We start from the raw sequence: 12,189 nt of genomic DNA, 5'->3' as shown, positions 1-12,189 counted from the left end.
CACCAGGCTGCGCGCCCGCCGAACCAGACGCGATACCAACCGCGGCCACCAAACCCGCGGCCACCGTAACGATTTTCCTCATCTTTATTTCTTTCCTCTCGGCTGTCTCATGAAGGTCGGGCGCGCCGAGGACGCCGCATGCCGGGCACAGATCGCGCCGACGGGTCTCTTACTGGACGGTGTGCCGGTCAGGCCTGGTGCAAGACCTGATCGGTCCCACTGAATCGTGGGAGCGCGTGCGGTGCGGTCATGCGTCGTCGCGAACTTCGTGGCAGGTGGCCGCACGCCCGGTCGGCAACCGTGCCGCAACCGCTGCCATCTGTCCGAACGCTCCCGTCGATGGGCTGGGTCATCGATCGTGCCTCCGTCAGGTTTGTGTCCCGCGCCACTACCGTGCGGCGAATAGTGGCACGGTGCCTTAGGCAATAGTGACGTGTCAAGTCATTCGGTCCGCTCAGCTGACCCGTCACGCGCGGACACCCACCGGATTTCGCAGGTGGTTTGCTCACCGAACCTCATTCGTGTCCGAGATCAGCCAATGGATCGATACTGACTCGTCAACGAACCTGTTCGACCGTCACTTCTGCACATCGAGGTACGTACTTGATGCCCGAGCAACCCGAACTCACCGCCGCGTTCCTCCAGCCAACCGTGTCGGAGGGAATCGCGACGATCGCTATCGACCGTCCGCCGGCCAACGCCTTCGACCCCGCGTTGATCACGGAATTCCTGAGCGTTCTTCCGGCACGTCGATCCGGCGAACACGGATCTGCTACGCGACCCGGCACCGGTCGACGGCCTCGATATCGCCACGGTGCTGTTCACTTCGGGCACCACCGGGGCGGTGGTCCGCAGCATATGTCGCGGCGGATTCGCCGAAGGATATCTGGGTGACCCGACCCCACCGCAGGGCTCTTGGCTGCACCGGAGACCGGGTGATCCGCGGATCCGACGGCTGGTTCCGATTCGTGGATCGCATCAAGGACGTGATCCGCCGCCGCGGTGAGAACATCTCGGCGACCGAAGTGGAGTCGGTACTGTCCCAGCACCCTGGCGTCGCGCAGGTGGCGGTGTTCCCGGTGCCATCCACCCTCGCCGAGGACGAGGTCATGGCGGCGATCGTGCCCCGGAATGGAATCACCCTCGATCCCGCCGATCTGTTGCGCTTCGCCGAGCAGAACCTGGCCTACTTCGCACCAGGTGGCGGAGCTCCCGCTCACCGAGACGGGAAAGGTACGGAAGCAGGAACTGCGCTCCCGCGGTGTTCGGCCGGACACCTGGGATGCCGAGCGGCAGGGGTTCCGGCCGACGCGAGATCGATGACCTCTCGGGCCGGGGCTATCGTCCGCACACGTTGAAGGAACACATCGCCGCGCTACACACGCCATCGCGGCCAGCGACATTGCCCGGCGAATGGGTGCATCGCATCGCATGCAGGGTTCGGGTGATTCCGACGCCGGCAGTTCGGAGAGCGCCGGTGATCCGACTGACATTGAGCCGGGCAGTGGGCGCCGTGACCGATAGCGCGCCCGCCAGCACCCGAGGGCCACTGAACACCGGGACGGCAACGCTCATGTAGCCGAGTCGGGTCTCCTCGACCTCGACCGCGAGCTGATCCTTGCGCATCCGCTCGAGTTGCTGCCGGAGGACGCTGACGGACATCGTGGTGCGGTTGGTGAGTGCTGTGAACCCCTGCTCGACGACCTCGTCGAACACGGACTGGGGCGAAAACGCCAAGATCATCTTGCCGGTGGCCGTGCAGTAGAGCGGCAATCTGCCTGCGACGCGCGACTGCTGGTTGAGTCCGCGATGCCCGATGATCTTCTCGATGTAGAGCACGTCGATACCGTCGCGAACCGCGAAGTGCACCGTCTCCTGCGTGGCCAGCAGGAGATCCTCCATGTATGGCAGTGCCGCGTCGCGCAGGATTCGCTGCCTGGGCACCAGCTGACCGAGCTCGAACAGTCGCAGCCCGAGCCGATACTTCGTTCCGGCTCGTTCGAGCAGGCCCCACTCCACCAGCTCCCCGGCCAGCCGGTGCACCGACGCCTTCGCGACGCCGGTACGGCGGGCGAGTTCCGTCAGTGACAGGTCGCTGCGCTCGCTATCGAAGGCATCGAGAATCAGGCGGGCCTTGCCCAGCACGGAGGACATGTCCCCGCCCGCCTGCTGACCGGCCGAGTTGATGGGTACTACCGGTCCGAGTCCACCGGATCCTCGGGTAGCTGTCGTCAAGGGGTGCCTCCTGGTGGGTCGGGCGAGCAGTGGGATCGATCGCTCCACATGTGATGAGCAGCGGTGCGCTCGCCAGATGTTGCGACGCTACGGGACCGGCGCGACGAGAGGCACGTCACATGGTCCGATCAGCGGACCCGTTCCGCAGGGTTTATATTCGACTGCTCGACCTCGATGGATGCCAGAAAGTCTCGCACCACCGCTGCCACCGCCGCTGCTTCGCGTTCGATGAGCGCGACTGTGCCGTTCTCGATCACGACGCACCGCACCGCACCGCACCAAGGGGCTGCTGTGAGACGTGCGCTCAGGAAGATCCGCGGTGAAACCCAGTGCCGCGATAACCGATTGGGCGGGAAGTGTGGTCGTGGACTTGTCGAGCTTGTCGACGATGTCCACTTCGGCGATCCAGCCGTTACCGCGAACTTCCGCGACGTCGGCATTGACCACGACCCGTACCGAGCTGTCGTACACCTGGGCCACGGTCGACTTATGGGCCCGGAACTTGTCGCGCCGATGCACCAGAGGGGGTATTCCTTCTTCTGGCTGGGCTCGGCATGGCGATGATGCTGCTTGGCGGGTATCCGATGCCGGAGACCCTTTCTCCCTCCGCCCGCGCCGGCCGAGGAATATCCAGGGTCGTGAGCAGGTACCTCACGCTGAGCCGCGATCTCGATTTCGTCGTCCTGGTGCTGGTGTGCGGCCTGGGGAGGGCCGTCCTGTGGGCATACATCGCCGGTTCGTCGTTCGTGATGCAAGACCAGGGAACAGCCGCCGCGATGGTCGGCTTCGCGCAATTCGAAGCGGCGGCCGTGGTCGCACCCGCAGTCGGCGCGCTCGGGAACACCAGCCTTGCCGTGGCAGTTGCGATGACGGCGTCGGCGACGCTTGGGTTCTTCGCACTGCGATGGTCGGCAGACGGCGTTCCCAGGCAACGTGCCTTACGCCGAACTCCCGAGAGAGCTCAGTGTCCGGTTGATCCCGAGACCCGCGGACTTCAGCGGACCGGACACCCTGCCGAGGTTCATCCGGTCGGTAGAGGTGGACAGTCCGACCGCTCCCACCAGCACCGAATGGTGGTCGAACACCGGTACCGCCGCACTGACCACGCCGAGCAGCAATTCCTCGGCCTCCACCGCCAGCATGTTCTGCCGGACGGTGTCGAGTTGGCGGTACAGATGCGCCGCCGAGGCGACCGTTCGTCGAGTGATCGAGGCAAGCCCGTTACCGACCACCTGCTCGACAACATCCGCAGCAGAGAACGCGAGAATCGCCTTGCCCGTCGCCGTCGCATACAGCGGCAGCCGCCCCGCGACACGTGACGGTATCTCGACCGCGCCGTGCCCGGAGATCTTGTCGATGTAGAGCACGTCGAGGCCATCGCGGATCGCGAAATGAACCGTCGCGGTCGTCGCAGCATGGAGTTCCTGCAGGTACGGCAGCACTGCGTCCCGGAGCACTCGTCGCGCGGGCACCAACTGCCCCAACTCGAACAGTCGCATGCCGAGGCTGTACTTCGTGCCGATGCGCTCGAGGACACCCCACTCGACCAGACCGCTCGCCAGCCGATACGTCGTGGCCTTGGCGACTCCGCTTCGCTGGGCCAGCTCGGTGAGCGACAACGCCCCCGAATCCGCATCGAAGGCTTCGAGCAGCAACCGCGCCTTGCCCAGTACCGATTGCATCGTCGAACGCCTCCAAACACCCAGGCGGTCCACTCACCGGACCAGGACTGCTCACCATACCTTCGTGCTTGCGTCAGCAGACCTGCGCCTACATCTAGGTTTGTGTGTCGAAGTGAATCGAGGGGCACGGTTGCGCCGTGCCACCCCTCGACCTGAGAAGTCGATCCGCACAGCCGATTTCACAACAACAGCGCAGCGGCTGGGGAATGGTCTCTCTATCTACCCGCTCCAGCGAAGTCGTCGTTGGTCGCGATGCGCTTCGCGCCGAGCGCGGCGGACCGTTGCGGCATCAGCCGCGGTAGCGCGGCCACCAACCGCACGGCGGACACGCGAAAACCGTGGAATCACCTATACCAATGGCCGGCGGTCACCCTGCGACGCCATGACCGCCAGGGGCGGCGACGGTTGGCTCGTCGGACCGATCGTGGCACGGAGCGCTGCCGCTGTCGCCGCGTCAGCCGGAAAGAACGATTCGATCGCAAACTCCGCCACCGTGATGTCGAATGCGGTGCTGAAGGTGGCGATCGTGGCGTGGAACGCCAATTCTCCGCGGCTGGTTCGCAGGCGCAGCGAGGTAGCGATATCGAGTGGACCACTGAGCGGATCGTGCGAGGGACCCGGCCCCGGGTACCGGCCTATCTCCGCTATAAGTTCGCGGGCCGAAGTGCTGCCGGTGGCAGCGAGATCGCGATGCAGGCGGGCAAGAAGATTGGCGTGGACCGTTTCGAAGTTGAGCAAACGCGGCGCCAGCCCTTCCGGATGTAGACAGGCGCGCACCACATTCAGCCGCGGAGACAGCAGATGGGGCGGGAGATCTTCGACGAACACCTCGACGCTGCGGTTGGCGGCGATCACATCGTAGTTCCGGTTGATGACGAACGCCGGATAGGGCTCATGTCCGTTGAGTATGAGTTCGAGCGTTTCTCGAATCGAGGCCAGTTGCGGATCGTCGATCGTGCGTTCGGCGTACATCGGCGCGTACCCGGCGGCCAAGAGCAGGTCATTGCGATGACGCAGCGGAAGATCGAGTGCGGTGGCCAGCCGGACGATGGTGCGGCGGCTCGGCTGCGACCGCCCGTTTTCCAGGAAGCTCAGGTGTCGCTGCGACAGCTCCGACCGGAGGGCCAGCTCCTCTTGGCTCAGATGGTGGTGCATACGCCACTCGCGAATGAGCCGGCCCACTGTTTGCTGCGGTGCGATGGGCGCCATGACGACATGGTACTCATGGCAGATCGGGCTCAACCAGTCATCACGGCCATTACTTCGATGAGACACACCGCTCGGTACGCATTCTCGCCGCATGCGTCGCTTCTCCACAGAAGCGGACTCGTCGGAGGCGAGATCGGAGGGTGTGGAACGGCCCGGGGCAATGCGGGCCGCCGGTGCGGTGGGTCGCAGATATTACATATCAGGTAATAGACAGCACGATCTTTGCCTGGGAGCGTGTTTGTCATCACTGACCGACAATGAAGAAGGAGGCTGGCCGTGGTTGTCGACGCTGCCGTCTTTTCGGATCGACGTGGCTTACCAGTCGAACCTGGATGCCCCGAACGCATGAGGTGTCGGCATGAATCACAGTGAACTTGTCGCCGCGACAGCGGCGTACGCCGCGGCGAAGAATGCACATGACGCGGATGCCGTCGCCGCGGCCTATGCGCCCGATGGCGTTTACCAGAGCGTCGGATTCGGTGAACCGGTCCAGGGCCACGAGCCGCTGAAAGGCTTCTACCAGGCGCTGTTCACCGCGCTTCCCAACTATCACGGCGAATTCGAAGGAATTGCCTACGGCGAGAACACCGCGGTCGCATGGGGACGGTTCGGCGGCACGATCGCCGCGGACTTCCTCGGGCTGGGCGCACACGTGGGTCGGGTCGTCGATATCCCGGTCACCTTTGTATGCACTTTCCGCGACGACGGCCTGCTCATATCCGACGTGGGCTACTTCGATGTCGCGACGTTCTGTGAACAGACCGGAATCCGGCTGGCGGCGGTGCGCCCCACCATCGGTGGCGGGTTCATCCCCGGTTATGAAGCGTTCTGGGCGGCTCCGGACCCGGATCTCGTTCCGCAGATCGGTACCGAGGACCTGCGTAGCACCTGGGTCGGCCAGCCGGCCGAGATCGTCGGCATCAGCGCGTACCAAGAACACATCCGCGCGATGACGAAACTCATCCCCGGGCTGAAGGTCGAGGTGGTCGATTTCCTGGCCGAAGACGACACCGTGTTCATAGAGTTCGTTGCCACGGGCACGGTCGGCGGTCAGCCGGTTCGTTTCAAGGGGCTCGATCGCTTCCGCTTCCGCGACGGACGGGTGTGTGACGGTGTCACAATGTACGACGATTCCGTGCTGCGCCGCGCGCTAGAGGCAGGCTCCCAGTAGCCACGCATCATTGTTGGAATTCGCCATCGGCCTGACGGATACGCTGGCTCAGCATGGCGCGCGACGCGCGCAAATCACCGTCCCCAGGAGTTGTTCGTCTGACTCGTAGCCGCTGCTGGCCGCGGTGTCGAATCTGGTGAACTGGATCCTCGGCTTCAACAAAGACGACCTGATAAAAGAAACCACCATCAGCTTCTCCCGCGCCGCGCTCAACAGCACGGCCGCCACCGACAACGGGCGCTCCCCTTTGTGTTCGACGGCGGTGGCGGCGGCAAGCACACCTTCGGCTGGCGCGGTGCTGCGGATCAGTCCTTCCATTGCCGAAAACTCAGTAAGACTCTGAAGAGACCGCTGAACGCATAGGCGGCCGCCCATACCGAAATCACAATGAGAACAACGAACAGCGGTAGCCAGCTGCTCTTGTGATGATCGACGCTCCACCAGACTCCCGTGAACAGAATCGCGCTGATAAACAGCAAGATGTCGCGCCAGCCGCCGCGATAGGAGGCGGCCGCTATGCGCAGCGGCCGGTATCGGTGGACGGTGGCGACCAGGTCGTCGATGCGGCTATTGATGCTCCGTTGGAGTTCGGCTCGCCGCGCCACGTCCTCCAGAGGTATATGGTCCAGCAGTTCCATATCCTGCTTGATCGCCTTGCGAACATCGGGACCCTTCAGATATCCCGCCGCCGCGCCGAGAGCCATTCCACCAGCAATGGGCGCCAGCCCCAGGGCAAGGTCAGCGACAGCGGCCATGCTTTGGTTTCCTTTCGACCTCGAGGTACCTGGTCATGCTGGACCGTGTGTTTGCTAAGCCTCGATCCACCGACGTGATATGCGGTGCAGGGGTATGTCGAAATAACGAAAGTGCGATTGTTCCACACGTTCACCACGGACTCGGCGAGGTTCGATACCGACAACCTCGTGTCGGTGGCCGGGCTGGTGCTGGTGCTGGTGCTGACATTGGCCGACCGTTATCACGGCCGGGCGCGGCAGACGCAGCCCAATGCGGCCGAGGACCATTCGTAGCGCCATCGTGCCTGGTCACACGGCGAGAAAGAGTACGATTCTTCCCGCAGGGTAGTTGAGGATGCGGCGGCGAATTCGGCGCTTGCAGCCGTGGCCGTGCGCGGCGATCCGGGGCGTGACGGTGCGTTATCCGAATGGATGCCGCGACGGTGGGGTGATCTGCGGGCTATGGGCGTGCCGCCGCGATCGGGCACTTTCGGAGGTTTCTGCACAAATGAGAGGCAGGACATGACCACCTCACAGTCCAAATTGACAACAGATTCGGGCATTCCGGTCGAAAGTGATGAGTATTCGCTGACCATCGGTCCTGGCGGCCCGATTCTGCTGCATGACGCCTATCTGATCGAGCAAATGGCTCAATTCAACCGGGAGCGAATCGTCGAGCGTCAGCCACATGCCAAGGGCAGCGGCGCATTCGGCCGATTCGAGGTCACCCGTGACGTCAGCGCCTATACCAAGGCCGCGGTGTTCCAGCCGGGCACCTCGACCCGATTAGTGGCCAGATTTTCGCAGGTGGCCGGCGAGCGTGGGTACCCCGACACAGTGCGGGACCTGCGTGGGTTCGCGCTGAAGTTCTACACCAGCGAAGGCAACTACGACATGGTCGGCAACGCCACACCGATCTTCTTCGTCAAGGACCCGCTGCACTTCCAACAGTTCATCCGCTCCCAGAAGCGCCGCGCCGACAACAACCTGCGCGACAACGATATGCAGTGGGACTTCTGGACGCTGCTGCCGGAAACCGCGCACCAAGTGATCTGGCTGATGGGCGACCGCGGCATCCCGCGCACGTGGCGCCACATGAACGGCTACAGCTCCCACGCGTACATGTGGATCAACGCCACGGGCGATCGGTTCTGGGTGAAGTATCACTTCAAGACCGATCAGGGCATCCAGTTCTTCCCCCAGACCGAAGCCGACCTCCTCGCCGGAACCGACACCGACTATCACACCCGTGATCTGTTCGAGGCGATCGAGCGTGGCGAGCACCCGAGTTGGACGCTGTCTGTGCAGATCATGCCGTTCGACGACGCCGCCGGCTATCGGTTCAACCCGTTCGACCTGACCAAGGTGTGGCCGCACGGCGACTACCCGCTCGTCGAGGTCGGACGGATGACCCTGGACCGCAACCCGGTCGACAATCACACGCAGATCGAGCAACTCGCCTTCCAGCCCAACAATCTGGTGCCCGGTATCGGGCCGAGCCCGGACCGCATGCTGCTGGCACGCCTGTTCTCCTACGCTGACGCGCACCGAGCCCGGCTGGGCGTGAACTACGAGCAAATCCCGGTGAACGCGCCGGTCGTGCCGGTGCACACCTATAGCAAAGACGGGGTGATGCGGATCCAGAACCGCACCGACCCGGTCTACGCACCCAACTCAAAGGGCGGTCCGCGCGCCGACAGCGAGCACTACCAGCCGGCCAGCTGGTACGCCGATGGCGAGATCATGCGCACCGCCTACGTCCGACACCGCGAAGACGACGACTGGGTCCAGGCGCGCACGTTGGTACGGACGGTGATGGACGACACCGCCCGCGATCGCCTCGTCGACAACATCGTGAGCCACCTCCTGGCCGGTGTGACCGAGCCGGTGCTGAACCGCGCCTTCGCATACCTGCGCAACGTCGATACCAACCTGGGTGACCGGGTCGAGCAGAGCGTCAACGCACACAAGGGCTCCGTGCAATAGCGACATGCGAGTATGGAACCGATGTTTCCGGCAACGGTCGGTGCCGGCACGGCCGCCGTGTTGGGGCGAATTGGCTACGGGAGGGAGCACAATGGCGCCGAACAATGGGTTCGCTGGACGAACATATGTCGTCACCGGCTCTGCGTCCGGAATCGGCGCGGCGACAGCGGAGCTGCTACGTGAACGCGACGCCAAGGTCATCGGGTGCGATCTCCACGACGCCGACATTCACGCCGACCTGTCTACCATCGACGGTCGACAATCGCTGATCGACCAGGTCGGCGCCTACGGGCCGATCGATGCAGTACTCGCCGTCGCCGGTGGCGGCAAAACCGGCATGCTGGAAACGAACTACTTCGGAGCCGTCGCGACGCTGCAAGGGCTTCGACCATTGCTGACGCAAAGCCCTGCACCCCGGGCCGTGGCCGTATCCTCGACATCCTCGCTTGCACCGGCCGATGAGCGCCTCATGCAGGCGTGCTTGGACGGCGACGAGGCTTCCGCTGTCGCCTACCTGCAAGCCGACCCCTCCCTCGGCGGCATGACCGCCGGCTATGGTGTCGCCAAGCGAGCATTGAACCGCTGGGTGCGCAGGGTTGCTTCGACATCGGAATGGGCCGGCTGCGGAATCGCGCTCAACGTCGTCGCATCAGGCGTTGTCGACACGCCCGCGGCGGCCTACATTCTCGCCGACGACGACCTTCGTAACACCGTCGAGACCGCAGCGCCGCAGCCGTTCGGCGGGTTTCCCGGACGACCGGAATGGGTCGCTGAACTCATCTGCTGGCTGGCAAGCGCCGACAACCGGTTCGTGACCGGCCAGATCGTCTTCGCCGACGGAGGATCGGAAGCCACAGCGATCGGTGACCTCCACTGGCGATAACAAACAATCCTGACCACCTCCGCCCGCTCGACACCCCGGTATCCGATGCCGGACAGCAACTTTGACGGCACCGAACTTGCCGAGATGCTGCTGTTCCTCGACGACTGGCTCGCTACCGACCAAGACGCCCGCATCGCCCTCGGCAATTCGTCGGCTGCCCCTACGCCTCGCGCCGCATCCGAGACGATCTCTACAAGTACGAGACGCGGGTGCCGATCCGCCCGACGAGATGGTTGAGGAGGAGCAGGATCGACGGTGGACCGTAACCGAGACCGATGTTCTCGATCACCGAGGTGCACCGATGCGCATACTGATTTCCGGGGCCAGCATCGCCGGACCCGTGCTCGCCTACTGGCTCGTCCGCAGTGGCTTCGACGTCACCGTCGTCGAACGCACACCGACACCGCGCAAGACCGGCGGCGGTCACGCCGTGGATCTGTTCCGGCCCGCCATGCAGATCGTGGAGCGGATAGGAGTCGCCGAAGAGGTCCGGGCGAAAGCCACCGGCACCGACGCTCTCGTGATTCATCGACCCGAACACAAGCCGGTAACACTCGATCTGCGCAAGATGTTCACCGCCGTATCCGACAACCACGTCGAGATCATGCGCGACGACCTGAGCGAGATCCTCTACAACACAACATCTTCCGATGTCGACTACATCTTCGCCGACTCGATCTCCGCCATCGGCGACGACGGCGAGGTCACCTTCGAGCACAGCCCGGCACAGCGCTTCGACATCATTGTCGGGGCCGATGGGCTGCACTCGAACGTTCGCACACTAACTTTCGGCGCGGAGTCCGACTTGACTACGTGGCTGGGCTCTTACCTGGCGATATTCTCCGTTCCCAACTACCTCGAACTCGATAATGTGATGGAGATGTTCGTCGAAGTCGGCCGCATAGCGGGCATCTACAGCGCCGCCCACATGAACGATGCGCGTGCCGGGTTCTTTCTCCGCCCGCCCAAGCCACTCGACTACCACTATCGCGACACCGAACAGCAGAAACGGTTGCTGCGCAACCACTTCGGCGATATGAGCTGGGAGGTGCCCCAGCTACTGGCCGAACTGGACCGCACCCCGTCGTTCTACTTCGACTCCATCACACAACTGCGATTGGACACGTGGTCACGCGGGCGCGTCACTCTGGTCGGTGACGCCGCATACTGCCCGGGCCCGGCTGTCGGCGGCAGCAGCAGCATGGCCGTGGTGGGCGCCTACATTTTGGCGGGCGAACTCGCCGCGCACGTCGGCGACTACGCTGCCGCTTTCGCCGCATACGAGACCGAGATCGGCGAATACGTTCGCCGCAGCCGCAGCTTCGCCGTTGCCTCCGCAAAGATGCTCGTCCCCGCCAGCCGCTTGGAACTATGGGCAATGGTCAACGCCGTACGCCTGATCAACGTATTGCCCGCACCCGTCAGTCGCGCAGCCGCCAGACTCAATGCCAAGGGCGTGCGCCTGCACGATTCGATCGCTGTGAAGGACTACACCGCATCCGACAGAACCTGAGGGTGAGTACGCGTGAGCCGAATGGTGGCAGCGCCGACGGCGATTCGCCGAATTGCGGTGCATCAGAACTCGATGCCGCCGACGCCAGCCTTTACTACGCGAAACCAACGGAAAGGGCCATTGCACCCTACGAGCGTCGACCTGAGGTTCGACCAAAGGGCCTTATACCCGGGTCTTTCGGCTCTGTGCTGATCTCCGTACGACAGCGACCCTGATTCAGGAGTGCCCCTCGAGAGGAAGCCGACGATGCCGAGCGGAGCCCCTACCATCACCATCCGCCGCCTCGGTCCCGGCGATGCCGACGCGATTCGGGACCTGCATGCCGGAATGGATGAGCAGGACAGCATCTACCGATTCTTCGCACCTGCGCCGAGGGATCTGCACAAGGTCGCCACCGCCATCTCCCAGGATGATCCCGCACACGGTGCGGTGGGTGCGTTTGTCGATGATCGACTCGTGGGCGTCGCAAATTTCGTTGCGCTGGAGGGCACTCGAACTGCGGAAGTCGCTCTCGTCGTGATGCTAGAGGAACAGGAGCGGGGTATCGGCACCGCCTTGTTGCACCGGTTGGCGGCGCTGGCGCGTGAGCGCGGCATCGATCGGTTCGTGGCCGATGTTATGCCGACGAATTCGAAGATGATGCGGTTGATCATCGATGCCGACTTCCCGGTCACAGCTCATCGCCAAGACGGCATCGCCCGGGTGAGCGTTCACCTGTGACGATCGGCTCCGCGCCCCCAGCCACCCCGGAGCAAGAGAGGACTTAGGTCCTCGTC

Annotated in this window: 12 protein-coding genes; 7 read left to right on the top strand and 5 right to left on the bottom strand. The window is 63.8% G+C overall.

Going from position 1 to position 12,189, the window contains the following annotated elements; genetic code table 11:
- Positions 1–890: 890 nt before the first annotated feature.
- A complete protein-coding gene (locus AB0L63_RS26045) occupies positions 891–1,358 on the top strand; it encodes a hypothetical protein (RefSeq protein WP_364505605.1) in 468 nt (155 codons plus the stop codon).
- Here the strand turns inward: AB0L63_RS26045 and AB0L63_RS26040 are convergent.
- The 3 genes from AB0L63_RS26040 to AB0L63_RS26030 all read right to left on the bottom strand — a co-directional run bounded on the left by AB0L63_RS26040 (position 1,339) and on the right by AB0L63_RS26030 (position 5,126).
- The gene (locus AB0L63_RS26040; RefSeq protein ID WP_364505603.1) at positions 1,339–2,235 is read right to left on the bottom strand and encodes an IclR family transcriptional regulator; all 897 of its coding nucleotides are present in this window, start codon (positions 2,233–2,235) and stop codon (positions 1,339–1,341) included. The two genes, AB0L63_RS26045 and AB0L63_RS26040, sit on opposite strands and share 20 nt — an antisense overlap.
- A gap of 938 nt (positions 2,236–3,173) precedes the next feature.
- A complete protein-coding gene (locus tag AB0L63_RS26035) occupies positions 3,174–3,917 on the bottom strand; it encodes an IclR family transcriptional regulator (RefSeq protein ID WP_364505601.1) in 744 nt (247 codons plus the stop codon).
- 348 nt (positions 3,918–4,265) lie between these two features.
- The gene (locus tag AB0L63_RS26030) at positions 4,266–5,126 is read right to left on the bottom strand and encodes a helix-turn-helix transcriptional regulator (protein WP_364505599.1); all 861 of its coding nucleotides are present in this window, start codon (positions 5,124–5,126) and stop codon (positions 4,266–4,268) included.
- A gap of 358 nt (positions 5,127–5,484) precedes the next feature.
- Here AB0L63_RS26030 and AB0L63_RS26025 point away from each other — a divergent pair, with 358 nt between their 5' ends.
- Positions 5,485–6,297: a nuclear transport factor 2 family protein gene (locus AB0L63_RS26025; RefSeq protein ID WP_364505597.1), complete on the top strand. Its 813-nt coding sequence runs from the start codon at positions 5,485–5,487 to the stop codon at positions 6,295–6,297.
- Between the two features lie 48 nt (positions 6,298–6,345).
- Here AB0L63_RS26025 and AB0L63_RS26020 read toward each other — a convergent pair whose 3' ends face one another.
- Together AB0L63_RS26020 and AB0L63_RS26015 are read right to left on the bottom strand one after the other, a co-directional pair.
- On the bottom strand, positions 6,346–6,615 hold the full coding sequence (locus AB0L63_RS26020; RefSeq protein WP_364505595.1) for a hypothetical protein: 270 nt from the start codon (positions 6,613–6,615) through the stop codon (positions 6,346–6,348).
- Positions 6,603–7,052: a hypothetical protein gene (locus tag AB0L63_RS26015; RefSeq protein WP_364505593.1), complete on the bottom strand. Its 450-nt coding sequence runs from the start codon at positions 7,050–7,052 to the stop codon at positions 6,603–6,605. The genes AB0L63_RS26020 and AB0L63_RS26015 overlap by 13 nt, the downstream gene beginning before the upstream one ends.
- A 117-nt stretch (positions 7,053–7,169) precedes the next feature.
- Here AB0L63_RS26015 and AB0L63_RS26010 point away from each other — a divergent pair, with 117 nt between their 5' ends.
- The 5 genes from AB0L63_RS26010 (at position 7,170) to AB0L63_RS25990 (ending at position 12,133) form a co-directional block, all read left to right on the top strand.
- Positions 7,170–7,325, top strand: coding sequence for a hypothetical protein (locus AB0L63_RS26010; protein WP_364505591.1), 156 nt, complete (start codon positions 7,170–7,172; stop codon positions 7,323–7,325).
- 228 nt (positions 7,326–7,553) lie between these two features.
- On the top strand, positions 7,554–9,017 hold the full coding sequence (locus AB0L63_RS26005; protein WP_364505589.1) for a catalase: 1,464 nt from the start codon (positions 7,554–7,556) through the stop codon (positions 9,015–9,017).
- A 91-nt stretch (positions 9,018–9,108) separates the two neighbouring features.
- Positions 9,109–9,900, top strand: a complete 792-nt coding sequence (locus AB0L63_RS26000) for an SDR family oxidoreductase (protein WP_364505587.1) — start codon at positions 9,109–9,111, stop codon at positions 9,898–9,900.
- Between the two features lie 301 nt (positions 9,901–10,201).
- Positions 10,202–11,413, top strand: a complete 1,212-nt coding sequence (locus AB0L63_RS25995) for an FAD-dependent monooxygenase (protein WP_364505585.1) — start codon at positions 10,202–10,204, stop codon at positions 11,411–11,413.
- A gap of 246 nt (positions 11,414–11,659) precedes the next feature.
- Entirely contained in the window at positions 11,660–12,133 is a 474-nt protein-coding gene (locus AB0L63_RS25990) for a GNAT family N-acetyltransferase (protein ID WP_364505583.1), read from the top strand.
- Positions 12,134–12,189: the final 56 nt, after the last annotated feature.

The sequence above is a fragment of the Nocardia sp. NPDC051990 genome, from assembly GCF_040680755.1.
Taxonomy (GTDB): domain Bacteria; phylum Actinomycetota; class Actinomycetes; order Mycobacteriales; family Mycobacteriaceae; genus Nocardia.
This window is presented reverse-complemented; position numbering and strand designations above follow the sequence as displayed.

Bases quoted from the DNA above. Each gene is read 5' to 3' on its own strand.
- AB0L63_RS26030 (WP_364505599.1), bottom strand. From the start codon at position 5,126: ATGGCGCCCATCGCACCGCAGCAAACAGTGGGCCGGCTCATTCGCGAG.
- AB0L63_RS26025 (WP_364505597.1), top strand. From the start codon at position 5,485: ATGAATCACAGTGAACTTGTCGCCGCGACAGCGGCGTACGCCGCGGCG.
- AB0L63_RS26000 (WP_364505587.1), top strand. From the start codon at position 9,109: ATGGCGCCGAACAATGGGTTCGCTGGACGAACATATGTCGTCACCGGC.
- AB0L63_RS26020 (WP_364505595.1), bottom strand. From the start codon at position 6,615: ATGGAAGGACTGATCCGCAGCACCGCGCCAGCCGAAGGTGTGCTTGCC.
- AB0L63_RS25995 (WP_364505585.1), top strand. From the start codon at position 10,202: ATGCGCATACTGATTTCCGGGGCCAGCATCGCCGGACCCGTGCTCGCC.
- AB0L63_RS26005 (WP_364505589.1), top strand. From the start codon at position 7,554: ATGACCACCTCACAGTCCAAATTGACAACAGATTCGGGCATTCCGGTC.
- AB0L63_RS26035 (WP_364505601.1), bottom strand. From the start codon at position 3,917: ATGCAATCGGTACTGGGCAAGGCGCGGTTGCTGCTCGAAGCCTTCGAT.
- AB0L63_RS26015 (WP_364505593.1), bottom strand. From the start codon at position 7,052: ATGGCCGCTGTCGCTGACCTTGCCCTGGGGCTGGCGCCCATTGCTGGT.
- AB0L63_RS25990 (WP_364505583.1), top strand. From the start codon at position 11,660: ATGCCGAGCGGAGCCCCTACCATCACCATCCGCCGCCTCGGTCCCGGC.